Annotated in this window: 22 protein-coding genes; 7 read left to right on the plus strand and 15 right to left on the minus strand. The window is 34.5% G+C overall.

Going from position 1 to position 26,770, the window contains the following annotated elements:
* Positions 1-26: 26 nt before the first annotated feature.
* From nagB to HMPREF9018_RS02100, 4 genes are all read right to left on the minus strand, one after another.
* On the minus strand, positions 27-818 hold the full coding sequence (gene nagB / locus HMPREF9018_RS02085) for a glucosamine-6-phosphate deaminase (protein ID WP_008447391.1): 792 nt from the start codon (positions 816-818) through the stop codon (positions 27-29).
* A 278-nt stretch (positions 819-1,096) separates the two neighbouring features.
* Positions 1,097-3,232 carry a glycoside hydrolase family 97 protein gene (locus HMPREF9018_RS02090; RefSeq protein ID WP_039864025.1) on the minus strand — a complete coding sequence of 712 codons (2,136 nt, stop codon included), beginning with the start codon at positions 3,230-3,232 and terminating at the stop codon, positions 1,097-1,099.
* Positions 3,233-3,591: 359 nt separating this feature from the next.
* The gene (locus HMPREF9018_RS02095; RefSeq protein WP_008447239.1) at positions 3,592-4,782 is read right to left on the minus strand and encodes an FprA family A-type flavoprotein; all 1,191 of its coding nucleotides are present in this window, start codon (positions 4,780-4,782) and stop codon (positions 3,592-3,594) included.
* Positions 4,783-4,823: 41 nt separating this feature from the next.
* Positions 4,824-5,756, minus strand: a complete 933-nt coding sequence (locus HMPREF9018_RS02100; protein ID WP_008447388.1) for a carbohydrate kinase family protein — start codon at positions 5,754-5,756, stop codon at positions 4,824-4,826.
* A 142-nt stretch (positions 5,757-5,898) separates the two neighbouring features.
* Here HMPREF9018_RS02100 and HMPREF9018_RS02105 point away from each other — a divergent pair, with 142 nt between their 5' ends.
* From HMPREF9018_RS02105 to ybeY, 3 genes are all read left to right on the plus strand, one after another.
* On the plus strand, positions 5,899-7,128 hold the full coding sequence (locus HMPREF9018_RS02105) for a M16 family metallopeptidase (RefSeq protein ID WP_008447227.1): 1,230 nt from the start codon (positions 5,899-5,901) through the stop codon (positions 7,126-7,128).
* Between the two features lie 128 nt (positions 7,129-7,256).
* On the plus strand, positions 7,257-7,709 hold the full coding sequence (gene coaD / locus HMPREF9018_RS02110) for a pantetheine-phosphate adenylyltransferase (RefSeq protein ID WP_008447386.1): 453 nt from the start codon (positions 7,257-7,259) through the stop codon (positions 7,707-7,709).
* 58 nt (positions 7,710-7,767) lie between these two features.
* Complete coding sequence (ybeY, locus tag HMPREF9018_RS02115) at positions 7,768-8,202, plus strand: rRNA maturation RNase YbeY (RefSeq protein WP_008447328.1); 435 nt, start codon at positions 7,768-7,770, stop codon at positions 8,200-8,202.
* Positions 8,203-8,481: 279 nt separating this feature from the next.
* Here ybeY and tyrS read toward each other — a convergent pair whose 3' ends face one another.
* The 10 genes from tyrS to miaB all read right to left on the minus strand — a co-directional run bounded on the left by tyrS (position 8,482) and on the right by miaB (position 22,064).
* The gene (tyrS, locus tag HMPREF9018_RS02120) at positions 8,482-9,780 is read right to left on the minus strand and encodes a tyrosine--tRNA ligase (protein ID WP_008447361.1); all 1,299 of its coding nucleotides are present in this window, start codon (positions 9,778-9,780) and stop codon (positions 8,482-8,484) included.
* A gap of 71 nt (positions 9,781-9,851) precedes the next feature.
* Entirely contained in the window at positions 9,852-10,127 is a 276-nt protein-coding gene (yidD, locus tag HMPREF9018_RS02125) for a membrane protein insertion efficiency factor YidD (RefSeq protein WP_008447297.1), read from the minus strand.
* On the minus strand, positions 10,124-10,621 hold the full coding sequence (rnpA, locus tag HMPREF9018_RS02130) for a ribonuclease P protein component (RefSeq protein ID WP_008447384.1): 498 nt from the start codon (positions 10,619-10,621) through the stop codon (positions 10,124-10,126). Before rnpA ends, yidD begins: the two co-directional genes overlap by 4 nt.
* A complete protein-coding gene (locus HMPREF9018_RS02135; protein ID WP_008447319.1) occupies positions 10,621-11,376 on the minus strand; it encodes a uroporphyrinogen-III synthase in 756 nt (251 codons plus the stop codon). Before HMPREF9018_RS02135 ends, rnpA begins: the two co-directional genes overlap by 1 nt.
* 6 nt (positions 11,377-11,382) lie before the next feature.
* Positions 11,383-12,315 (minus strand): DUF4271 domain-containing protein, encoded by a 933-nt coding sequence (locus tag HMPREF9018_RS02140; RefSeq protein WP_008447288.1) that lies wholly within the window; start codon positions 12,313-12,315, stop codon positions 11,383-11,385.
* Between the two features lie 9 nt (positions 12,316-12,324).
* A complete protein-coding gene (gene metK / locus HMPREF9018_RS02145) occupies positions 12,325-13,617 on the minus strand; it encodes a methionine adenosyltransferase (protein WP_008447254.1) in 1,293 nt (430 codons plus the stop codon).
* 200 nt (positions 13,618-13,817) lie between these two features.
* Positions 13,818-16,634: a M16 family metallopeptidase gene (locus tag HMPREF9018_RS02150; protein ID WP_008447398.1), complete on the minus strand. Its 2,817-nt coding sequence runs from the start codon at positions 16,632-16,634 to the stop codon at positions 13,818-13,820.
* Between the two features lie 163 nt (positions 16,635-16,797).
* Positions 16,798-18,777, minus strand: a complete 1,980-nt coding sequence (locus tag HMPREF9018_RS02155) for an LTA synthase family protein (RefSeq protein WP_008447185.1) — start codon at positions 18,775-18,777, stop codon at positions 16,798-16,800.
* Between the two features lie 8 nt (positions 18,778-18,785).
* Entirely contained in the window at positions 18,786-20,660 is a 1,875-nt protein-coding gene (locus HMPREF9018_RS02160) for an ABC transporter ATP-binding protein (RefSeq protein WP_039864031.1), read from the minus strand.
* Between the two features lie 75 nt (positions 20,661-20,735).
* Complete coding sequence (gene miaB / locus HMPREF9018_RS02165) at positions 20,736-22,064, minus strand: tRNA (N6-isopentenyl adenosine(37)-C2)-methylthiotransferase MiaB (RefSeq protein ID WP_008447214.1); 1,329 nt, start codon at positions 22,062-22,064, stop codon at positions 20,736-20,738.
* 195 nt (positions 22,065-22,259) lie between these two features.
* On the opposite strand from miaB, the gene HMPREF9018_RS02170 reads away from it, so the two are divergent.
* Genes HMPREF9018_RS02170 through cysS form a run of 4 tightly spaced genes read left to right on the plus strand, consistent with a single transcriptional unit; the run spans position 22,260 to position 26,033 of the window.
* Positions 22,260-23,516 carry a peptidase U32 family protein gene (locus HMPREF9018_RS02170; RefSeq protein ID WP_008447336.1) on the plus strand — a complete coding sequence of 419 codons (1,257 nt, stop codon included), beginning with the start codon at positions 22,260-22,262 and terminating at the stop codon, positions 23,514-23,516.
* 13 nt (positions 23,517-23,529) lie between these two features.
* The gene (locus tag HMPREF9018_RS02175; protein ID WP_008447315.1) at positions 23,530-23,949 is read left to right on the plus strand and encodes a SufE family protein; all 420 of its coding nucleotides are present in this window, start codon (positions 23,530-23,532) and stop codon (positions 23,947-23,949) included.
* Between the two features lie 10 nt (positions 23,950-23,959).
* Positions 23,960-24,505 (plus strand): RNA methyltransferase, encoded by a 546-nt coding sequence (locus HMPREF9018_RS02180; RefSeq protein WP_008447395.1) that lies wholly within the window; start codon positions 23,960-23,962, stop codon positions 24,503-24,505.
* A 40-nt stretch (positions 24,506-24,545) separates the two neighbouring features.
* Complete coding sequence (cysS, locus tag HMPREF9018_RS02185) at positions 24,546-26,033, plus strand: cysteine--tRNA ligase (RefSeq protein WP_008447359.1); 1,488 nt, start codon at positions 24,546-24,548, stop codon at positions 26,031-26,033.
* Positions 26,034-26,138: 105 nt separating this feature from the next.
* On the opposite strand, the gene HMPREF9018_RS02190 is transcribed toward cysS, so the two are convergent.
* Entirely contained in the window at positions 26,139-26,753 is a 615-nt protein-coding gene (locus tag HMPREF9018_RS02190; RefSeq protein ID WP_008447393.1) for a WbqC family protein, read from the minus strand.
* Positions 26,754-26,770: the final 17 nt, after the last annotated feature.

A 26,770-nucleotide genomic window follows, 5' to 3' on the forward strand; every position in this document is an offset into this window, starting at 1 on the left:
TTATCTTGTGTTTGTTTTTTTATAAATTATAAATTTTTTGATTCAATGTCTTTAAAGTAGCGATAAGTGCTTACCTTTAATTCGTCAGTAGCTGCTTCATCGCATACAATAACAGAATGTTGATGTAACTGAAGAGCACTGATTGTCCACATTTGTGTTACACCACCTTCTACTGCAGCTTGCAAAGCACGTGCCTTATTATGACCATTAACAAGAATTAGCACCTCTTTAGCGTCCATTACAGTACCTACACCTACTGTTAAAGCATGTTTTGGAACTTTAGTTATATCATTATCAAAGAAACGAGCATTAGCAATGATAGTGTCTTGTGTTAGAGTTTTAACACGAGTACGAGATACTAATGATGAACCTGGCTCATTAAAAGCAATATGACCATCAGGGCCTATACCACCTATAAAGAGATCTATACCACCTGCTTGAGCTATCATTTCTTCATAACGGTTACACTCGTCTTCCAAATTCTCTGCATTACCGTTAAGAATATGAATATTCTCTCTTGGGCAGTCTATATGATTAAAGAAGTTAGAAAACATGAAAGAATGATAACTTTCGGGGTGTTCCTCAGGTAAACCTACATACTCGTCCATGTTAAAAGTGATTACATTGGCAAAAGAAACACGACCTTCCTGATAAGCCTTAACCAAATTTTTATACATTCCTAATGGTGAAGAACCTGTGGGGAGCCCCAGTTTAAAAGGTTTTTCCGCAGTTGTCTGAGCGGAATTAATACGTTTGATAACATACTCAGATGCCCATTGCGATAGGCTAGAAACATCTTGCTCAATAATTAGTCTCATACTAATAAAGAAATAATTTAGGTAATTTATAATTTTTCTTCCTTAGAAAATACATTATAACAATGTATATTCTAAATAGAATTATGTGCTTATTTTCTTTACAAAATTAAGTAAATTATTCATTAGCACAAAAGAAACATGTATAAATAGTTCTTAATCTATATATAAAATTATTATCTTATCATCTTGCTATGAAGGAACTATAAGAGGTATAAAAAGAATTAAACGCCTAAAAACAATATGTTTTCAGGCGTTTAATATTTATATTACGCTTTATATTATAGTGCTATCAAACTTATAGCAAAGCCTCCTCCGGGAGCTTCGGTAATATTAAGAGTATCACCACGCTTCAATGTTTTTTTAGTAATAATATATGAAGAAGGGTTCTTATCATAACTGGCATTTTTGCCATCGGTATATATTGTAGCTTTATACTTACGACCTTTATCTAAGAAATCGAGTTTTATTGTGCTCTTATGTCCATTCTGATCACATTTACCACCTATGAACCAGTTGTTTGTTCCTTTAGCCTTTCGTGCAACAGTAATATATTGTGCAGGCTCAGCCTCTAAGTATTTAGAGTCGTCCCAGTCAACAGCTACGTCTTTAATAAACTGAAATGCATCAGCATACTTTTCATAATTTTCAGGTAAATCGGCAGCCATTTGCAGCGGACTGTACATAGTGCAGTATAAAGCTAATTGACCTACCAAAGTGGTATGTACATAACTTGGATTGTCACACCATTTAGATAGCTTAGTTTCTAATATGCCTGGAGTATAGTCCATAGGACCTCCTTGAAGTCGAGTAAAAGGCAAAATTACAGTATGATATGGCTCACTACCGCCAAAAGCCTCAAATTCGGTACCTCGAGCGCTCTCGTTTCCTACTAAGTTAGGATAGGTACGACACAAGCCTGTAGGGCGAACTGCTTCATGAGCATTCACCATAATGTGATGCTTAGCGGCTTGTTGAACGGCATATAGATAATGATTCACCATAGGTTGGCTATAATGATACTCTCCTTGTGGTAATATATCACCAACATAACCACTCTTTACTGCATCATAACCATATTTGTTCATAAGGTTATAAGCTGCTTCTATATGGCGCTCATAGTTTATTGTTGAACCAGAAGTTTCATGATGCATCATAAGCTTAACACCTTTAGAATGAGCATAATCATTTAGTTCTTTAATATCAAAATCAGGGTAAGGAGTTACAAAGTCGAATACATCGCGTTTCCAATGTCCTACCCAGTCTTCCCAACCTATATTCCAACCTTCTACTAAAACTTCCTGAAGACCATTCTTAGCAGCAAAATCTATATACTTCTTTACGTTATTTGTATTAGCAGGATGACGACCATTTGGCTTAGCTGTAGTAAAGTCTGTCTGTCCTAATTTTACTGAAACAAACTCATCTGTATATGCCCATGGCTTGCCTCCAGCAATCATTTCCCACCAAACTCCACAGTATTTTATAGGGTGAATCCAGCTTGTGTCTTTTATTTTACATGGCTCATTAAGATTAAGTATCAGGTTGTTTGATAACATTTCACGTGCATCATCACTTACCATTATTGTACGCCAAGGTGTGTTAAAAGGCGTTTGTATCATGCCTTTATTGCCAACAGCATCAGGGGTTAACCACGATTCGAAAACAAAGGTTTTATCATTTAGGTTTAAGTGCATTGCTGGATAATCAATCAAAGCTGCTTCATGGATATTTATATATAATCCATCTGCTGTTTTTAGTTGTAGTGATGTCTGTACTCCTGTAGGTGAAAAAGGTGTTTGTGAAGCATTACTTGTTATAGCTTTTTTCATCTTTCCACGTATTTCAGATAGCTTTGATATTTGTGTTTCATACTCTTGTGTGTCGTAATCGCCAGGTAACCAAAACGCAATATGGTCGCCAGTCATAGCAAACTGAGTATGTTCTTCCTTTATTATAAAGTAGTTTAAGTCTTTTTGTTGTGGGAATTCATAACGTAATCCCATACCACAATCGTATACTCGGAAACGAATAGTTATATTGCGGTTACTTGATTCTTGCCTCAAGTCTACTTCCAATTCATTATAATTGTTACGAATAGTTTTTGTTTCTCCCCACACTGGTGTCCACGTTTCATCGAAAGTAGACACCTTATAGTTAGTTTTAGTGAAACCGTCCATGAGGTTTGTTTCTTCTAATCCTTTACTTGCATGCTTATCTTTAGCTAACTCCAGTCCTAAGTGAGATGGCTTTATAACTGTCTTTCCTTTGTATTTCATCTCATAAGTAGGGACACCATTTTTTTCTAAAGAAAAGGTAACGCTGACCTTTCCATTAGGTGATTTTACTGTTTGTCCCATCATTATAGATGGCAAAGCAAAAAGAAAGATTGATAAAATCAAACTGATCTTTTTCATAATGCGCTTAATTTGTTTATTTAGATGTAATTATTCTTTCAACCTTATTTTATTTAGGATACTACAAAGATAAACAAAAGATACATATTTTACTCTATGTTACAAAAGAAAAGTAATAACTTTAAAATGAAAAGGTTTGCACAATATATGGATATAAGGTAAAGTATTAATATAAAAAAGAATATATAAGTGCAAGCTATATGTTATTATTCAAAGTTGATTTTTAGGAAAAAAAGAAAGATATTATAGATTATTCACCAGTTTGTTATTAAACTAATATAGATATAAATGTAAAGAGAAAGGATTAAAAGTATAGTTGTTTACAGTTCGTAAGCTTTTAATCCTTTCTTTTTAATATTTTAGTTTAATAATCTATTAGCCATTTCTTTGCCTAAGTTTAAGCATTTTTCTCTTATTTCTGGACTAATTCCAAGTTTCATAGTTACAGGCTCTCCCACTACTTCAAAGTATTTATTTTTTTCTGCCCAAGCATCAAGTATTTTTACACTCTTCTGTGCCCATGCAAAGGAACCAAAGTAACCAAGGTAATGATTCTTAATATCACGATTTTCAATCTCGCTCAAAAGCGATTCCATATCATGGAAAATACCGGCATTATATGTAGGTGCGCCCATAATAAGTCCACGATATTTAAATATATCTTTTATAATATAACTATGATGTATCTTAGAAACATTATGTATTTTTATGGTTTTTAATCCGGTTTTAGAAGCTCCTTCTGCTATAAGTTCAGCCATTTGTTCAGTGTTACCATACATAGATCCATAGCAAATAACTAAACCATTATTTGTTTCATATTTAGATAAATGGTCGTATATTTCTATCACTTTATTCGCCTCTTTATGCCAAACAGGACCATGTGTAGAGCATATATATTCAATGGAAAGATCTGCTATCTTTTTTAAAGCGTTCTGCACTTGTAGTCCATACTTTCCAACAATGTTAGAATAATATCTCACCATTTCGTCCCACCACATCTCTGTATCCATGTCATCATCTACTATAGCACCATTTAAAGCACCAAAAGCACCAAAAGCATCTCCCGTGAAAAGGAAATTAGAAGGTCCTTCACAGCATGTTACCATTGTCTCTGGCCAATGTACCATAGGTGTTAGATAAAATTTCAATGTATAATCTCCAAGAGATAAAGATGTGCCATTTTTCACCTCAAGAGTATCTTCTTTTATACCATAAAATCCTGCTACCATTTCAAAAGTTTTCTTATTACCCACTAATTTTATTTCGGGATAATACTTTTTAAGCAAGGCTAAAGAGCTTGAATGGTCAGGTTCCATATGATTAATGACTACATAATCAATAGGAGAATCGCCAATAACTTCTCTCAAATTATTTAAGAATTGCATAAAAAAGTCTACTTCCACCGTATCTATTAAACAAATCTTATTTTTGTCTTTTATTAAATATGAGTTATAACTTACACCGTATGGAAGTGGCCAAAGACCCTCAAAATGAGTTTTATGGCGGTCGTTTACACCTACATAATACACTTTGTTAGCGATTTCTTTCATATATTATATTAAATTTTATTCTTATATTTCTGTATTAAATTTTATTTTATTTGCATCTTTTTGCCAAAGTCTTTGCTCACATAATTGAATATCCCTTTACATGCTTCTTCAGAAAAAAGTTGTCCGCAAGCTACTAATGCGTCCCATTGTTCTTCTGTTAAGCCTTTATCTAAAATGTCTTTTGTAATGTGATATTTAAGTAAGCCATAGATAAAGCCAGCATTAAAGTTGTCTCCAGCACCAACGGTACTTACAATATTGCTACTTATTACGGGGTATGACTTTGCAAAATTATGATCACCGCGCACCTCTATAGGGTTAGCTCCTTGTGTATAAATAAAACGTTTACAATAAAAGGAGATATAAGAGTTGAATACTTTTTCGCCATCAGTTAGCTTGTATAATGTTTCAAAGTCTTCTTTACTACCTCTTACAATATCTGCATAATCGAAATTTTCGAGCAGGTTTGGTGTTATTTTTATTACTTCATCACGATGTGATGGACGAAAATTTACATCATAATAGATAATAGCTTTTTTTCTGCGTGCATAATCAAGCAAACTTACTATTTGAGCTCTAAGCATAGGGTTAACGGCGTAATATGACCCAAAAAGGATAATATCGTCAGCTTGAATGTCAGGAAGTTTGAAATCGAGCTGATTATATGCCTCATCTTTATAGAAGATATATTCAGCATCATTATGCTCGTTGAGAAAAGCAAGTGATAAAGACGATTTAAACCCATTAGACATATTTACATTTCCTGTGTCCACTCCATTATCTTTAAGGAAGCTTAAAATGTAACGCCCCACTCTGTCATCACCTGCCTCGGATATAAAAAACACACTTACACCACACCTACCTAAAGAGGTGATAGCATTAAAAGTGGAACCTCCAGGTACAGCTTCTATGGGCTTACTGTCCTTAAAAATAATATCTAAAACAGTTTCGCCAATGCCAATTATTTTACGCATTACTATTTAATTTTTGATGTTTTATTAACAACGTACTCAACACAAAGCACACTTTAAATACATTATTATTATGCAAATTTACTGCTATTTAGGGGAAATGCAAAGCCTTTTAATTCTTTTTTCCTAATTTTGCATATATCTTATGAAGTATAATATAGCAACACTTGATAACGGACTGCGCATTATCCACTTACCTTCAGAAGCTAATGTGGTATATTGTGGTTATGAAATTAATGCAGGAACTTCAGATGAAGTTATAGGCGAAGAGGGGCTTGCTCACTTTTGTGAACACGTTACGTTTAAGGGTACAAAGCACAGAGACTCACTCGATATAATTAATTATTTGGAAGATGTAGGAGCTGATCTTAATGCTTATACCACAAAAAGCGAAACGGTATATTATTCTGCTATTCTAAATGAATATGTAGAAATGGCTATTGATCTGTTGAGCGACATTGTTTTTAATAGTACTTATCCTCAAAACGAAATAAATAAGGAGGTAGAGGTTATTTGTGATGAGATAGAATTGTATAATGATTCTCCCTCAGAACTTATCTTCGATGAGTTTGAGAATCTTATCTTTCGGCATCATTCTTTAGGTCATGCCATACTTGGTGAAGCTAAAACAGTAAGAAGTTTTACTACAGCAGACGCTTTACGCTTTACAAAGAAATATTATCGCCCAGATAATGCTATATTTTATGCTTATGGAAACATATCATTTAAGCAGCTTGTTACATTATTAAGCAAGTATACTCCTAATATAAAACCGCGTAAAAAAGTAAAGCCACCAATGCTTATGCCACATTATGCAAAAGGCATAACATCACCTATTATAATAAATAAAGATACACATCAGACACACGTCATGATAGGCACACATGCTTATAGCATACATGATAAACGTTATATGCCACTCTATCTGCTTAATAATATTATAGGAGGTCCTGGTATGTCGGCACGTCTTAATCTTAGTTTGCGAGAGAAAAACGGATTAGTATATACCGTTGAGAGCACAATGGCTACTTATGAGAGTGCTGGAATATGGAGTATATACTTTGGTTGCGATTCCCATGATGTAGATACTTGTTTAAATCTTATTAGGGAAGAGCTAAACAAAATAATGGAAGCACCGCTTACCGATAAAGAGCTGTATAAGGCAAAAAGGCAAATAAAGGGACAGATAGGTATTGCTGCTGATAACAGAGAGGCTTATGCGTTAGATTTTGGAAAGTTATTTTTACATTATGGTATGTTAAAGGATACTCAAAAGCTATATAAATATATTGATAATATTACAGTTAGTGATATTCAGACTGTGGCTCAAGACTTGTTTAACAAAGATAATCTAATAACTTTGATATATAAATAAGCTAATTGTTTTGTTTGTAAAAATATGTATCTGCGTCGGCTTTTAATTATAGCTTATTATTCTTTTAAATAATGCTTCTTTGGTTATCTGCTCATTTTAATGTATATTTGCAAAAACATCAAAAGTGTATGAAGATAGGTATTTTTGCAGGTAGTTTTGACCCTTTTACAATAGGACATGCGTCTATAGTACAACGTGCTTTACCCTTGTTTGATAAAATAGTGATAGCAGTGGGGATAAACGAACATAAGAAATCAATGCTGACATCTGAGGAAAAGGTGAAAAAAATAGCTATTTTGTATGCTAACGAGCCCAAAATAGAAGTAAAAGCATATGCTGGTCTTACGGTAAGTTTTGCACAGAAGGAACAAGCTCAATATTTAATAAAAGGAATACGAAGTGTAAAAGACTTTGAATATGAGCGAGAACAAGCTGATATAAACAAGCAGATAGGTGGAATAGAAACGATATTACTTTTTACAGAGCCATCGCTATCTAGCATTAGCTCAAGTATAGTTAGGGAATTAATACACTTTGGTCAAGACGTTAAGCCTTATATACCAGATGGATATATATTATAAGGACGATAAGATATAATTATATTTATAAGAAATTATAAAAAACAAAATAAAAAAAAATATGATAACATATAGTGCTGAAGGCGTTAAGATGCCTAAAATAAGGAAAAGACTAATCTCTAAGTGGATAAAAGCAGTGGCAAAAAGTCATGGTTATGAAACGGGAGATATAGGCTATATGTTTGTAAATGATGAAAAGATACTACAGATAAACAATGAATATCTTAAGCACGATTACTACACTGATATTATTACCTTTGATTATGATGAGGCAAACACAATAAGTGGAGATCTTGTTATATCCATAGATACGGTACGCACTAACGCAGAACTATTTAAAAAGACATACCAAAACGAATTGGAACGTGTTATTATTCATGGTATTTTACATCTGTGTGGTATAAATGATAAAGGGCCAGGAGAACGTGAAATAATGGAAGATAATGAAAATAAAGCCTTAATATTACTGCGTAAGATGGAAGCAGAAGAAAAGTAAAAGATAATCTTTTAAAAGTAAAAAAATAAATTTTTTGTATATAAGGGAATAACTGTAGCTATGAAAAATAGATTATTTTTGATAGAAAAATAAACTAAAAATGAAACAAAAATAGATTAAATTTCTTTCAGAGGTATAATGTATTTCTTTTTAAACAGTATAGTGTTATATTTAAGGAGTTAATCTTTAAGCATTTAATGTAGGTAATAACAATATGCAAACAGGGTATGAAAAGTTATTTTTCATACCCTGTTTGCATATTATGTGAATATGATTTTATTACTTTACAATGATTAAAGAGTAGTTTTTCTTACCCTTTTGCACTAAAAGATATTTACCATCTATGAGGTCATTAGCTGTAATTACTTGATCGAAAGCAGTAAGTTTTTCTTTGTTGAGAGCTACTCCTCCCCCTTTTACAAGTTTGCGCATCTCGCTTTTTGATGGGAAAATATTCATGCCTTCCTGATTCATAACCTCAACGGCAGGCTGTCCTAAAACATCTTTGCTTATCTCATAATGAGGTACATCTTTAAAAACATCAGTAAAGGTTTGTTCGTCAAGCTGTAACAAATTCTCTTTAGTACTTTTGCCAAAGAGGATATTTGATGCAGCAATAGCCATATCAAGATCTTCTTGTGAGTGAACCATACGAGTAACTTCCTCTGCTAAACGATGTTGAAGAATACGGCGACCGGGGTCAGCGCTATGTTCTTCTATCAGTGCTTCTATAGTAGTTTGATCGAGCGAAGTAAATATTTTGATATATTTTGCTGCATCATCATCAGAGACATTTAGCCAGAATTGATAAAAAGCATAAGGGGTAGTGCGGTTACGATCTAACCATATATTGCCGCTTTCGGTTTTTCCAAACTTTTTCCCATCAGCCTTTGTTATAAGTGGACAAGTGAGACAATAAGCCTCTGCCTCACTTCCGAGGGTACGTCGGATAAGTTCAGAACCAGTAGTCATGTTACCCCATTGATCGTTACCACCAAGTTGCAACTTTATGCCATAATGCTGATACTGATAAAGAAAGTCGTAACCTTGTAGAAGTTGGTATGTAAATTCTGTGAAAGAAAGCCCATCTGAAGCCTCACCGTTTAATCTACGCTTAACGCTATCTTTGGCCATCATATAGTTTACAGTAATATGTTTACCTACGGTACGGGCAAAATCGAGAAAGGTAAAGTCTTTCATCCAATCATAATTATTAACCATTTCAGCTTTATTAGGCTCAGTACTATCGAAATCTAAAAACTTACTAACCTGTTTTTTTATAGCTTCCTGATTATGGTATAAGGTATCAGCATCAAGTAAATTGCGTTCCTGACTTTTACCAGAAGGGTCGCCAATCATACCCGTAGCACCACCAACAAGTAGGTAAGGCTTATGGCCACAACGCTGCAAATGGCGCAACATCATTATGCCGCATAGATGTCCGATATGCAGTGAGTCGGCAGTTGGGTCAGTACCTAAATAGGCTGATACCATTTCTTTCATTAAAAACTCTTCTGTGCCTGGCATCATCTGTGCCAACATTCCACGCCAACGTAGTTCTTCTACAAAGTTCTTCATTGCTTTATTGTTTTAGGGTTATATGCAAAATCTTTATTTATTATTATTAGTCTGGATATTATTATGTTAGGTTATGGTACTGGATCATAACCACTTCCTCCCCATGGGTTACATCGTAAGATGCGCCAAATAGCTAAGGCAAGCCCCTTTATAGGGCCATGTTTCATGATAGCTTGTTTAGCATAAACAGAACAGGACGGTGTAAAACGGCATGAAGGTGGTGTAAATGGTGAGATGAAATGTTGATAAAACACAATAGGTATACATAATAATATGGAAAGACTATACGAACAAAGGTGTATAATCTTTTTTACCCAATTGCCTTTCATATCATTTAATGATTTCATATCTCTACCTCTCCTATACGTTTCATTAAGTGGCACACACGTTGCTCTATCTGAATAGAGCTATATAGCTTATCGTCAAGCCATATCATGGCTATAAGTAGCTGTTTATCCTTATAAGAGGCAAGCACCGTGTTAAGTAACGAACGGTTCTTCCTAAAGGCTTCACGTATTTGTCGTTTTATGCGATTTCTCTTAACAGCTCTTTTAAAAAACTTTTTAGGAACACTAATAAGCAGCTGTACCTGAGCATCGACTATATTAGCGTTGTTATTAATAAGCTCTGCTTTTTTATTGTTTTGAGCAGCTTCGTTAGGTATAAAACGAAAAACTGCTCTTAAGGGAAATGCCGTCATTGATTTGCTGGCACCACCCTCAAAGAGCAGTTCTATTTGTTTTTTACTACACAGGCGTTCAGCTTTACGGAACTTAAACATAGATGGCTTACGTTCCGATGATATAAGTTTTGAACATGCATCTGTGTATAAAATAGACATTATTTTACCCTATTATTTGCCTCTAAATACGCCTTTAAAGCACCGGTCATAGAAGGGTGTTGCGCTGTAGGTGCTTCAAGGTCTAAACGATAACCTAAGTCTCCTACTGCTTTAGCTGTAGCCGAACCGAAAGCAGCTACCTTAACATCGCCTTGTTCTAAACCAGGAACATTTTCTTTTAAGGCTTTTACACCCGTCGTAGAGAATAGAACAACCATGTCATAATCAAAATTTTTGACCTCTTCTTCTGACATGTTATTAGTAACAGTGCGATACATTATACATTCTGTATGCTTTAACTTATGAGCATCAAGCAAAGAAGAAATAGCACTATTATGAACAGAACTTTGTGGAACTAAAAACTTTTCATTCTTATGCTTTTGCATTAAAGGTATCAAGCTATCTATTTTTCCAGTATTGCCAAAGAACACTTTACGCTTCCTATATTGCACATATTTTTGTATATAGAGAGCTATGGTCTCAATAACACAAAAGTATTTCATATCTTCTGGTATAGTGATACGCAACTCTTTTGCCAACTTAAAGTAATTATCCACTGCATGACGAGAGGTGAAAACTACTGCAGTATAATCTAACAAATTGATCTTTTGCTGACGAAATTCTTTAGAAGAAATCCCCTCAACCTTAAAGAAGGGTCTAAAAACTAATTCCACACCTAAGTCGGAAGATATATCATAATAGGGCGATTTATCGCTTGTTGGTTTAGGTTGTGAAACCAATATTTTCTTTATCATCGCATTCTAAAAGTTTATATTCAAATAGTTACCTGTTAGAGTTAAAACTCCCCATAAAAGTATTAATGGTATTATTTCTAAAGTGCAAAAGTACAAAATTATTTGCAAACTGATAGTTCTTCTGCTGAAAAAGATAATATAGCTTTTATAAAGCTGTAGGATTTTAACAAAAAAGACAACGAAAGCACTATAAATAATGGCTATATGAAAAGATAAATTGAAATATACCAATAACAAAACCAAGGGGAAAAGTAATATCCCCTCTATAGTGTTTAAAAAGAGACGTGCCTTTGTCCAATTACGGCTCTGCTCATTTTCAAAGAAAGTCCAGTTTACTACAGAGTAAAAAAAACGTTTAATAGTGAAATAACCTACAAACTCGGCAAAGAATATAGCTATCTTGACAAGTTGTGCATCATTATTACATACAGCCCCAGATATATGCCCCCAGATAATAAAAAAGATAACACCAAGGAGTAAAGATGTTTGTAATAATAGTAGTGGCATTATCCTTCCTTCAGATATGCTTTCTGCTTTTACTTGCATACTACGTGATGCTCCAAAAAAAGTTTGTATCTGACTGATTATAAAACTTCTTGAAACAGAAAAACTGAACATAGCCAAAATAAAACAAACCAACAATACACCAGATAGTGTATTGTCAGTGCTTAGCGTATATGGTACAGGGTCGCCAAGCTCAGGACCATACCAAACGCTGTTCTTTTCGAGCTTAAAATATTTGTTACCCTTAAAATATCCTTCTTCTTCGAAATGCAAATTAGAAAGTTTAAATGGCTTTGGCGTCTTTAAACCTCTTATTCCCAAAGTATCGGTAGGCGATTGGCTCTTAGAATTTTTATCCATCATAACCTTATTCGTACTACCTACTCTTGAGCGCAAGAGTGTAGAAGGAAGGGTAAGAGAATCGGTATTTACCATTAAAGTTAGTTACAATCCGAAAATCTTTTTAATATCATCTACTCTATCAAGTTTCTCCCATGTAAAAAGCTCTACTTCCATTTCTTTTTTGTCATGGTAATGGCTTTCAAAACGTTTTTTTACTACTTGGTTCTTTCTTCCCATATGTCCGTAAGCTGCTGTCTCAAGATACATAGGCTGACGAAGCTTTAATGTACGCTCAATAGACTTAGGACGAAGATCAAACATAGACTTTATTTTTTCAGCAATCTCACCATCTGATAATTGTACATTAGAACGCCCATAGGTGTTTACATATACACTAACAGGCTCTGCTACACCTATGGCGTAAGATAGCTGTACCAATATTTCATCGCTGACACCTGCTGCTACCATGTTTTTAGCAATATAACGTGAAGCATATGCAGCAGAGCGATCTACCTTAGAGGGGTCTTTGCCAGAAAAAGCACCACCACCATGAGCACCTTTACCACCATACGTATCTACTATTATTTTACGACCGGTAAGACCTGTATCGCCATGAGGACCACCAATAACAAACTTACCAGTAGGATTTACTAAGTACTTTATATTATCATTAAAAAGAGATAATACCTTAGTAGATGTAATCTGAGCCTTAACACGTGGTATTAATATTTCAATAACATCTTTACGAATCTTTGCAAGCATAGCCTCATCTGCCTTAGACTGAGCTTCTTTTGAGCTATCTGAAGGATTAATGAAATCGTCATGCTGTGTAGATACCACTATAGTATCTATACGCTGTGGAATATTATCATCGCTATATTCAACAGTAACCTGACTCTTTGAGTCGGGGCGAAGATAGGTCATGAGCTTACCTTCTTTACGAATAGCTGCTAAAGTAGTCATAAGAAGATGAGCAAGGTCTAAAGTTACAGGAATATAATTATCTGTTTCGTTACAAGCGTAACCAAACATCATGCCTTGATCGCCTGCTCCTTGATTTTCATCATCACCATTTTCTACACCACGATTAATGTCGTCACTCTGCTCGTGAATGGCTGATAAAACACCACAACTATTACCATCAAACTGATATTCAGCCTTAGTATAGCCTATATTATTAATTGTTTTACGAGCTACAGTTTGTAAATCAACATACTCTTTAGAGCGTACTTCTCCCATAATAATAACCTGCCCTGTTGTGTTAAATGTCTCAATAGCACAATGTGCATTATTATCATAAGCTAAAAATTGATCTAACAAAGCATCGCTTATTTGATCTGCAACTTTATCTGGGTGACCTTCTGAAACTGATTCTGATGAAAATAAATATGCCATAATTACTTTTACTAAAGTTCAAATATTAAGATGCAAAGTTACAGAAAACGAATAGTATAAAGTAAAAAAATAGTGAATATTTAATTTTGTTTAAAAGATTAGGCAAATATTATAAAAGCACAAAAAGAGTTATCTACAATGATAACTCTTTTTATGTGTTCTTTCTTTGTTGTGAACAAAGAAAGAAAAATATGTTTATCTTACTTGCCTGGAGTCATAACTACTTCTACATGAGTGTCGGCAGAGTAAAGATCTTTAATAAATTTAGCCATCTTAGACGATGTTAACCCTTTTACAGTATTCTTATAATTAGTATAAAGGTCTACACCGTAAACATCAAAGACTTCTAAGATATTTTTCCAATAACCATTATTCTTGGCATTGATATCAGCATTCTTTAGCATGCTATCCTTTATTTTTTGTAGCTTGTCATCATCTACCTTTATAGTATTCTTTTTAAAACACTCATCAAGTAGCTTTACTGCAAGGGTAGATTTAGCTGGATCCATTGGGCAGTAAGCCTGAATCTGGGCAAAGAATTTCTTGCCTTCTCTTACCAAATCCCCATTAGCACCTACAGAGTAAGCAGCTCCTGCATCTTCTCTAATACTCTTAAGATAGTCCATTGTGAGGATTTGACCTGCTACATCTGTCATTACATCATTATCTAACGTGTTAGCTAACTCTTTTCTCCAAATATCAAAAGCTATAGCCTTTGGTGTTTCAGACTTACGGGTAAACTTATTAATGCGTTTGCCGTTAGGAATACGATCAAAATAATTGTAATTTTCTTTCTTAGCAGTTGGGAAACAAGCAATATATTTTTCTATAAGTGGGCGAAGTGCAGCTTCATCAAAGTTGCCTACAAACATATAAGTAAACTGTGCTGGGTTAGCAAATCGCTCTTTCCATATTTCTAAAACTCTGTCCATACTTGCTTTTTTCAAAGTAGCTGCTGTTAATGGGGCAAAGCGAAGATTATGATTGTATAATGTTACAGATAAAGAGTCAGAAAAGACACTTTCGGGCATTAAATCTTTGTTTTTCAAAGCTTGTTCAAGCTGACCTTTAGCAGCAGAGAATGAAGATTCGTCTTTACGTAAATCTGTAAAATATAAGTAAGCTAATTGCATCATTGTTTCTAAATCCTTAGGAACGGAAAAACCGCTCATTCTTTGAGTTTGTAACCCTAAGCCTAATTCTATAGAAACTTGCTTGCCAGCCAATACTTTTGGCATCTCCTGATTACTAAAATTGCCCACACCCACGGTAGACATATAAGGCTCAAAAAGCTGTAAGTTAGCATAATCTTTAGCTCCATAAAGACTTTTACCACCGTTAGAATAAGCTTCAAAGAGTATTTCATTATCTTTATAGTTGGTCTTTTTTAAAATAACCTTAGCACCATTACTTAAAGTTAGCTCTTTGTAACCTAATAGTTTGTTTTCTTTTTCTTTAATAATTTTGCCTGCTTTAGGTAATTTAGTTTCATCAAGTAATGGTTCTTGCTTGACATTATCTACCCAAGCAGATAATTTTTCAGCACGTACATTTTTAATAGTTTGTGCCATCTGTGCTTCTGTAATATACTTTTTACCAGCTAATTCACGTTCAAATAGGTAGCTAACCATATTGCTATCTTTGTCAGAGATAAGCTCTTTAGCGTAAGCGTTTATTACATTAACGTTTAAAGCCGTGAGTCCTACTAAAGATTTCATTATGTGATAATAATCTTCTGGGCTTGGAATAGGCTCATTAGATAAATAGTGGTCACGTAATTCGTTACCGTAAGAATTGTTACTCTTCTTAGTTCTATTTAAATAATCCGATTCTATTGCTGACAAAAAATCAGCTTTTGCACGTTCATACTCTGTAGCAGTAAAGCCGAATTGACGTACACGTAGGGCTTCACGATATATTGCAGCTAATGCTTCTAAGTCTTTTCCTTCTTTAGCTCGTGCACTAAGTTGGAACGCGTCCTTTGTTTTTGATAAAATATAATTACTTACATTTGCACCAGCACTAGTAAAAGGACAGTTTTCTTTTTGAGATAAATCGCTTAAACGTTGGTTTAGCATATTTGTTATAATATCTTTAGCATATGTATCGATATAATAACTTTGGTCATTTTTTTGTGCATCAGGGAAGACGTCATGCTTCATAGCAATGCCAATAAGGGTGTATTGCAGCTCTTTATCCTTATCAACAACATAGATAGCATTCTTGTTGTCAGGCACTTTTTCATCTATTACTTTGGCAACATTTGTAGGAAGTGTAACATTAGCCCATAGCTTCTTTATTTGTGCTTCAATATGATCTACATCTACATCGCCTACTACTATTATACATTGGTTGTCTGTACGATACCATTTCTTATAATATTCGCGTAAATCTTTATAAGGAAAGTTGTCTACTATGCTCATTAGGCCTATAGGCAAGCGGTAACCATACTTAGAGCCGGGATACATCTTAGGTAGAACACGTTCGTATATACGCATAATAGGGTTTGAGCGAAGCTGCCACTCCTGATGAATAACACCACGTTCTTTGTCTATTTCTTTATCGGCAAGTGTTAGACCATTAGACCAATCTTTTAGAATCAATAAGCAAGAGTCGAGTGCTGTTTGGCGTTTTGTTGGCACATTGCATACGCGATACACTGTTTGATCAATGCTTGTGTAAGCATTTAGGTCGGAACCAAACTCAACACCAAGGCTGCGAGTAAACTCTAATAATGTAGAGTCAGGGAAGTGTTCTGAACCATTAAAAGCCATATGTTCTAAGAAATGAGCTAAACCGCGTTGTTTGTCATTTTCTTGAATAGACCCTACCCGCTGCGCAATGTAAAAGTTAGCAACATGTTCTGGCCACTCATTATGTAAAATATAATAAGTAAGACCATTACTTAATTTACCCTGTCTTACGTTCTTATTTGCAGGAATAGTACCCATTTGCTGAGCGGATATAATCCCTGTTATAAAACAAAAAGACAATAAAAGCAATTGTTTTAATTTCATTTTTATTAAGTTTGAATTATGATTTAGCATTAAAATAAACTACATAATGTGTTACAAATATACACATTACATTACTTTACAGCAAAAAGCAAACAAAAAATTGTTTGCTTTATTAGAATTTTTAACATAAACGTCTTGGTTATATATATATTATCTATATTTATTATTTACCAGCTTTCAGTTTGTCATGGACCATTCTATACATATATTGTTGTATAATTGCTTTTAACTCTTTTTCCATTTGAGCTTGTTCTTTTACTTTACCTTTTAGATTATACTGCATTAATTTATCGTCTAAACGGTATATTCCTATTGTTTGTTTTCCATCAAACTGAAGTGTATATCCATATTTACAATATTGATAAATTCCGTTTAGATAATTTACGGCATAGGTCTCTTTCATAGGTGTAGTAAGCAAGTCGCAACCAAAGGATAAGTAAGGCTTATCATAACCTAAGGCACTCAACACAGTAGGAAGAATATCTATTTGTTGGGCGATACCATTTTTCATACATGGTTTTATTTCTTTGCTGGGATCATATATAATAATAGGTGAAGAGAAACCACCTATATCTGTTTGATATTGTTTATGATCACTCAGATTAGTATGATCTGATGTTATTACAAAGATAGTATTTTTAAACCAAGGTTGTTTTTGTGCTACAGCAAAAAACTTGCCTATAGCCATATCTGTATAGCGTATACATTTATGAATGACTAATCCTTCCTCTTTATATATATTCTTATATTTATCAGGAATAACATAAGGGGTATGACTTGATACAGTGAAACAAGTGGTCATAAAAGGCTGTTTCATTTCCCCTATCTTAGCAGCCCAATATTGTAAAAATGGTTCGTCCCAGATACCCCAATGTCCATCAAAATCGGCATCTCCGCCAAAACGTGGGTCTGCGTCATAGTCTTGTCTTCCATAATACTGCTGAAAGCCTATTTTTTTAGAAAATGCAAGAAACCCCATAGACCCACGAATGGCACCATGAAAGAAAGATGTACTATATCCTTTAGCTGCTAACAGACCAGCCATACTGGTATAATCGTTCATAGATGCAGGGGTTAATACAAAGGGTTCTTTAAACATTGGAATGCCACAAAGTATGGAAGGCATACCATCAATACTCTTTCTTCCATTGCAAAAAGAGTATTTAAAAACCATGCTTTTCTTAATTAATTTATCTACGTTAGGTGTGTATCCATACTTACCTCCTTCTAAATCTTTATTAAAAGCACCTATATATTCACGTCCAAAGCTTTCAACGATAAGTATAACAACATTTTTCTTTTTAAACGGATGTGTTGGCTTTGGATAATGAATAGGACTGAAAATTTTCTCAGCCTCTTTTATATTAGCAAAATAATTAGGTACTTTAAAGACATCTTTGCCAATTGTTCTGATTAAAGAAAATGGAGTGTTAAGTACTAAGGCACAGTCGGTAGGACGTTTAACATATTCATTGGCATTGTTTATTGTTATAGGCCGAATACTTGAAGCAAAACCTCCACGGCACCAGCTTATTATAAACGGTGTAATACAAGCTAAACATAAAAGCTGTACTATACCAAACTTTATCTTAGCTTTTATAGATGAATAAAGATTTGCCGATATATGGGGAGTAACATAAAGGCGCCATAAAAGGAAAACAACTATAATGGTAAGCAAGATTAAATACCAGTGAACAAGCATCTCTCCTATGAAAACATCAGCAAGATTATTTTCGTTACTAAACTCATGGAACACACTAATAGTGGTGCGACGCAGAGTGTAAGGGAAGTATACAGAGTCGCAAAGGTTTAGAATAAAGCAAAAGGAGTTGATAATAATAAATATCCATTTGCATATCAAATGGTATGCTTTACATTCTTTTATCCATAGAGGGAAGAGCATCAAAACAATGTAAAAAATATTGGTATATGCTATCGCAGAGCGATCGAAGATATATCCTCCTAAGAATATTGATACTAAGTTAGATGTGGAAATACCCTCTGAAAAATAGCTATAGTTTTCTAATAAAAATTCTATTCTTGCTATAAAATATATAGCAAAGGCAATAATAAGGTTAAGTATCACGCTTATTAAAGGTGCAAAGATACATCTTTGTGAATTTGTTTTTAGTAATTTAAGCATATTTTTTATTATATTTCCTGCATATCATGTAGCTTTTTATAGTAGCCATCTATGCTCATTAGTTCGTCATGTGTGCCTCGTTCTACTATTTGCCCCTCATGTAGTACGCATATTTCATCTGCATTTTTTATTGTAGATAAGCGATGAGCTACAGCAATAGTAGTACGAGTTTTCATTAAGCGAAATAGTGCATCTTGCACCAGACGTTCGCTTTCTGTATCTAAAGCAGAAGTTGCTTCATCGAGAATAAGTATAGGAGGATTTTTCAAAATAGCCCGGGCAATACTTACTCTTTGTCTTTGACCACCAGAAAGGCGTCCTCCACGGTCTCCTATATTTGTATCATATCCTTTCTCACTTGCTAAAATAAACTCATGTGCATTAGCTATCTTTGCTGCATCTATTATCCGTTCTTCACTTACTTCATCTACTCCAAAGGCTATATTATTACGAAAAGAATCATTAAAAAGTATAGCTTCCTGATTCACATTACCTATAAATTGGCGTAAATTATGTACACTAAGATCTTTAATATTTATACCATCAATAAGTATTTCGCCTTCTTGTACATCATAATAACGAGGAATTAAATCAAGTAAAGTAGACTTTCCGCTACCACTCTGCCCTACCAATGCTATGGTTTTACCTTTTGGAATAGTAAGGTTGATATTTTTTAGCACCCAATGTAATATAGGTTTACCTTCGGCATCATATTTATCACTATAAGCAAAACTGACATTCTTAAACTCTATCTGATGTTCAAAGCTATTAATAGAAAGTGGTTTTTCGGGGCTTTTAATGTTTATTTCTGCTTTTAGTATCTTATCAACACGTTCCATAGAAGCAAGACCTTTAGGGATATTATAACTTGCTTTGGAAAACTCTTTTAGTGGATTTATTATACTATAAAGTATTACAAGGTAATAGATAAAGGTAGGGCCACTGATTACAGGATATTGCCCAAGTACTAACATACCACCGAACCATAATACAACAATAATCATAACCGTACCTAAAAACTCACTCATGGGGTGTGCCATCTGTTGTCTTATATTAACCTTTGTAATATCATCACGATATTGTGAGTTTACTTTATTGAAACGTTCGTTCATTTTGTCTTCAGCACAAAAAGCTTTTATTACGCGAAGACCGCCCAAAGTTTCTTCTACTCTGCTCATAGTATCGCTCCAAAGAGCTTGTGCCATGATACTATTTTGTTTTAGCTTACGCCCTATAAAACCCATAAACCAGCCAAAGATAGGAACAAAGATTATGGTGAACAATGTAAGCTGCCATGAAATAGTAACAAGTGTAGTGAAATAAATAATGATTAAAATAGGATTTTTAAATAGCATATCCAGTGATGACATAATAGAATTTTCTATCTCTTGCACATCACCACTCATGCGTGCAATAATATCCCCTTTGCGCTCTTCGCTAAAAAATCCTAATGATAGAGATGTTATTTTCTTATAAAGCTGATTACGAATATCTCTGACAACGCCTGTTCTTATAGGAATAATGTAAGCTGAGGATAGAAAGTAGGATGTTGTTTTAAGAAAAGTCATAGCAGCAAGCGTAAGCCCTATGATTAATAAAGTAGTGGTAGGTCCCCAACTGGTAATATAAATCTGCGTATAGTAATCGAAGTTATTTGAAACAACTTTTTCAAGTGAATCTAATGAATTGATGCTGTTCCAAGGTATGGCGTGTGTAGTGCTCGTACCAGAATCCACCTTAAACAAAATCTGAAGAATAGGTATTAATGTTGCAAAAGAAAATACATTCAATAACGCTGATAGTATGTTGAATATGATCGACATTACAAGATACTTCTTGTAAGGTGGTACAAAACGGCGTAATACTTTTATAAATTCATTCATAACCTCCACAAATATATAATATTTAGAATAGAACTGCAAATAAATAAATATCTTTTCATTCTATTCTAACTTATTTTAAACCTCTTCTCCTATTAATGTAGCACTCGTAGAGCTTATAATGCGTACATGAACAGTTTCTCCGATATGGTGTTTACCTTTAGGGATAACTACAGCTTTGTTTTGTGGGTTGCGTCCCATTAACTGATCATGACTACGTTTTCCAAATCGTTCTATTAAAATATCAAACTCCTTACCCTCATCTTTCTTGTTTTGTTCTGCAGAAATTTGCGTTTGCAAATGTATAAGCTCGTTTAGTCTACGTATCTTTTCTTGCTCAGAAACATTGTCAGGGAGATGTTTTGCTGCATATGTTCCGGGACGCTCTGAGTATTTAAACATAAAAGCAGAGTCGAATCCCACTTCACGTACTAAATCGAGAGTTTGATGGTGATCCTCAATAGACTCATTATGATACCCCACAAAGATATCCGTGGTTAGCCCACAGTTAGGTATAATAGACCGTATGGCAGCTACTTTTTCTAAATACTCTTCGCGTGTATATTTGCGATTCATATCTTTTAAAACAGTATTACTACCGCTTTGTGCAGGAAAGTGGATATGGTTGCAAAGGTTATCCTCTTGAGCTACAACATGAAGAATATCCTCTGTCATATCTTCAGGGTTAGAGGTCGTAAATCTTACCCGCATATTTGGAACACTTTGTGCTACCTTTTGTAATAGTTCTGCAAATGAAGTGCCATTCTTTGGACGCTTGCCATTAGGAAGCAGACCATACGAATTAACATTTTGCCCAAGCAAGGTTACCTCCTTAAAACCACGCTCTTTCAAATCGTTTACTTCTTGAAGGATACTTTCTACATCGCGTGAACGTTCTCTGCCTCGCGTAAAGGGAACTATACAATAATGGCAGAAATTATTACAACCACGCATAATACTGACAAAGCCTGAAACCTTATTACCTCCTATACGTTGTGGTATAATGTTACGGTAAGTTTCTGTTGTAGAAAGCTCTATATCACATGCATTATTGCCATTTTCACATTGTGCTATCATATCAGGAAGGTTGAGATAAGAGTCTGGACCACAAACAAGATTAGCATGATGATTATCTATTAGGTCATCTCTCACACGCTCTGCCATACATCCTAACACTCCTAAGATAAGATCCCTACCCTTGCGTTTCTCAGCGTGTAAAGACTCAAGACGGTTATATATTTTGTTCTCTGCATTCTCACGTATTGAACAAGTATTAATAAATATAGCATCTGCATCATCTTCTTTTTCACAAACATCATATCCTGCCATTTTCATTACAGATGCTACAACCTCAGAATCTGCCACATTCATTTGGCAGCCATAAGTTTCTATATAGAGTTTTTTCATTCGTTCCCTTTACTTAATATTTAGCTTGCAAAGGTAGTAAATACTTTGCAAATAGGCAAATATAGGGTTTTTATCTGATATTGCTATTAATTAAGTGTAAACTTTATTAGAATTGTAGTATTTTAGGTGTTAATCTTGTTAAGGTAAAGTCATTTTCTGTACCTTTGCAGAGAATTAGATAACAACAATAGGATAATGGTAGATAACATTGGCGAATATGAAATAATGGCTCCTGTAGGTTCGAGGGAGTCGCTCGCTGCTGCTATTAAAGCAGGGGCAAATTCTATTTATTTTGGTATAGGGAAGCTAAATATGCGTTCTCACTCAGCTAATCATTTTAACACAACCGATTTAAAAGAAATAGCTTCTACTTGTAGTGAAAAGAATATAAAAACTTACCTTACAGTAAACACAGTTATTTATGGCGAAGATATTAACACTATGCACGAAATTATTGATGCAGCAAAAGATGCTAATATTACTGCAGTAATAGCCAGTGATGTAGCTGTAATGATGTATTGTAGGCAGGTAGGAATGGAAGTACATCTATCAACTCAGCTTAATATTTCTAATATTGATGCATTAAAATTTTATGCTCAGTTTGCTGACGTAGCTGTATTGGCACGAGAATTGAATATGGATCAAGTAAAAGAGATACATCGAAAGATATTAGAACAGAATATAACAGGTCCTAAAGGTGAGCCTATACGAATAGAGATGTTTTGTCATGGAGCTTTTTGTATGGCTGTTTCGGGCAAATGTTATATGAGCTTACATGATAACAATCGTTCTGCTAATCGTGGTGAATGTACGCAAATATGTCGTCGGTCATACACTGTAACAGATAATGAAACGGGTAATAAACTGGAAATTGATAATAAGTACATAATGAGCCCGAAAGATTTAAAGACTGTTCGTTTTATTGATCGTATGATGGACTCTGGGGTAAGAGTGTTTAAAATAGAAGGACGCGCAAGAGGGCCTGAATATGTTTATACTGTAGTAAGTTGTTATAAGGAAGCTATTGAGGCTACGCTTAGTGGTACATATACCGAAGAAAAGAAAAAGGAGCTCGATGAACGTTTGTCGCGAGTCTTTAATCGTGGCTTTTGGGACGGTTATTATCAAGGACAAAAGTTAGGAGAATGGACTAAGAATTATGGTAATAAAGCTACAGAAAAGAAGGTTCAGGTGGGTAAGGTGATAAAGTTTTTTTCAAAAATAGGTGTTGCCGAAGTGTCTGTTCAGAGTAACACTTTTACAAAAGGCGACAAACTTTTAATAACGGGACCTACTACGGGGGCTATGTATTTAAAAGCAGAAGAGATACGTTTTGATCTTAAGCCTGTAGAGAAAGCCGAGCAAGGCACACGTGTTTCAATACCTGTTCCCAACAAAGTACGTCCCAATGATAAATTGTTTAGAATAGATAAAGTGGATATCAACGATTAAAAACTAAAAGAATATGACTATAAATGAAGCTCAAGATGCAGTGATAGAAGAATTTGAAGAGTTTGATGATTGGATGGATAGATACCAAATGCTTATAGATCTTGGTAACGATCTGTCGCCTCTGAACGAAAAATATAAAAGTGAGCAAAATCTTATTGATGGCTGTCAGAGTCGTGTTTGGTTACAATGCGATTATGAAGATGGTAAGCTTTTCTTTACAGCCGATTCTGACGCACTTATAACTAAAGGCATTATAGCTCTGTTAATACGTGTGCTAAGTGGGCATACTCCTAAAGAAATCATGGAAGCCGACTTATATTTTATAGAGAGGATAGGACTTAGACAACATTTAAGTCCGACACGTAGTAATGGACTTTTATCTATGGTTAAACAAATTAAGGCATATTCCATAGCCTTTAGCACAAAGCAATAATAAAGAAAAAATGCGCAAACTACGCACCATAGAGATGCAGCGGTTATCGCTTGCAGAATTTAAAGAAGCTAAGAAATTACCCCTTGTAGTAGTGCTTGATGATGTTCGCTCCTTATATAATGTAGGAAGTATATTCAGATCAGGTGATGCTTTTCGTATAAAGGCTGTATATCTTTGTGGTATTACAGCAACACCTCCAAATGCTGAAATTCATAAGACAGCACTTGGAGGAGAAGATTCTGTAGAATGGAAATACTTTACTCGTACCGAAGATGCTATTGTCGCATTACATGACCAGGGCTATTATGTATACTGTGTAGAGCAAGTAGAAGGTTCTGTTAAGCTACAAGATCTTTCCAAAATACTTACCCCTCACTCTTTATATGCTATAATAATGGGCAATGAGGTTAAGGGTGTAAAGCAAACAGTAGTAGATCTTAGCGATAATAGTATAGAAATACCACAGTTTGGTACAAAACATTCACTTAACGTAAGTACTACTGCAGGTATAGTAATATGGGAGTTTGCAAAAGCTTATTTGGATTTTATGAAGTAATTATGTAAATTTGCAATAAAAGATAAAATAGAACAGCACTATGCAAGATTTAGTTATTTATAATACACTTCATCGTAAGAAAGAGTTATTTCAACCTATAGCAGCACCTCATGTGGGTATGTATGTATGCGGACCTACAGTATATGGTGATCCACATTTAGGGCATGCACGTCCAGCAATTACTTTTGATATACTGTTTCGCTACCTTCAGCACATAGGATACAAGGTGAGATATGTTAGAAATATTACCGATGTGGGGCATTTAGAGCATGACGCTGATGAAGGAGACGACAAAATAGCTAAAAAAGCACGCCTCGAACAGCTGGAACCTATGGAGATTGCACAGCATTATACTAATAGTTATCATGATGCTATGCATGCTCTCAATGTGTTACCTCCCAGTATAGAGCCTCACGCTACGGGTCATATCATAGAGCAAGAACAATTAGTAGAAGAGATTATAAATAATGGTTATGCTTATCAAAGTAATGGAAGTGTATATTTTGACGTAGCAAAGTTTAATGAAAAGCATAAATATGGTGTTTTGTCAGGGCGTAATCTTAATGATATGATTAATAATTCACGTGAGTTAGCAGGTGTCAGTGAGAAAAGAAACCAGGTGGACTTTGCATTATGGAAACGTGCAATGCCAGAACATATTATGCGTTGGCCATCACAATGGAGCGAAGGATTTCCTGGTTGGCATTGTGAATGTACTGCTATGGGGCGTAAATATTTAGGGAATCATTTTGATATACATGGCGGAGGCATAGATCTTGTTTTCCCACATCATGAGTGCGAGATAGCACAAGCAGTGGCTTCTCAAGGAGATGATATGGTGAAATATTGGATGCATAATAACATGATAACCATTAATGGGCAGAAGATGGGTAAGTCGTTGGGAAACTTTATTACTCTTAATGAGTTCTTCTCAGGTAAACATAAGAGTTTAGATCAAGCTTACTCACCTATGACTATTCGTTTCTTTATAATTTCTGCACATTATAGAAGTACTGTCGATTTTTCTAACGATGCTTTAAAGGCTGCACAAAAAGGTTATGAAAAGCTCATGAATGGTATCGAAGACCTTAAAAAAATACAAACATCTACCGAATCGGACGCTAATACAAAGATGTTTGTAAATAGTTTACGTAAGAAGTGTTATGATGCGATGAATGATGATCTGATGACACCAGCCGTTATTTCTTTATTGTTTGAGGCTTGTCATGTTATAAATCTTTTGATAGACCATAAAGCACAGATATCATTAAGCGATAGTAAAGAGCTAACAGAAGTAATGAATATTTTTGCTTTTGATATACTTGGTTTGCGCAATGAGCGTAGTATAAATAATGAAGCTCGTGAAGAAGCTTTTGGTAAAGTGGTAGATATGGTATTAGAGCTTCGAGCAAAAGCTAAAGCAGAAAAGAATTGGGCAGTAAGCGATCAGATACGTAACGCTCTCTCAGAGGCAGGTTTTCAGGTAAAAGATACAAAAGATGGAGTATCATGGAAATTAGATAAATAAAGCAAATAACAAAAGAAAGAATACTTATTGTCATATATAATAACAAGACTTGTTTAATATTTACATATCAAACAAGTCTTGTTTCTATATGGTTATTTGGTATGGTTATAAATAAAAAATAGCCTCATTACCTTCATTAAATAATAAGTCTATAATGCTCATGTTAGGCTTAAAACCATACTTTTGCTTATATACTTGATAATAAGGCTGCGGTATGAAATCATAATCTATAAGTGGATGCTTAGGGCGGATAGCCTCACGTAAATCAGTTATATCGTTATATGGATTGGAAACATATTTGTCAGTAAAGATAATATTAGGTGAAATGTCTAACAACTCACATACCTTATATGTTATTTCTATATTGAAATCAAAAAGAAAGCTCCATTTCTTTTTAAAAAAAGGATATATATCATCTTCGTAATATTCAAAGAATGGGCTTTCACCATAAGCTGATTTTAGTGCATTCCAATGGATACGTTGCCAATTGCCATGATCGCTTATGCGTACATCGCGTATTAAACATTTTGTATGTTCAAACTTTTCCACAGGAATGGTTAGAGATTGCTCACCATTAGTGGTAGGTATCACACATCTATTACGATATGTTTGCTTCAAAAAATATTCATATTGCTCTATAGCAACAATTTTATATCGATAAATTTTTTGATACCATTGTACTGGTCCAAAATAAGTGGTACTGAGTAAGACCTTATCCATATAATTATAGTATAATA

This window comes from Prevotella amnii CRIS 21A-A (assembly GCF_000177355.1).
Classification (GTDB): Bacteria; Bacteroidota; Bacteroidia; order Bacteroidales; family Bacteroidaceae; genus Prevotella; species Prevotella amnii.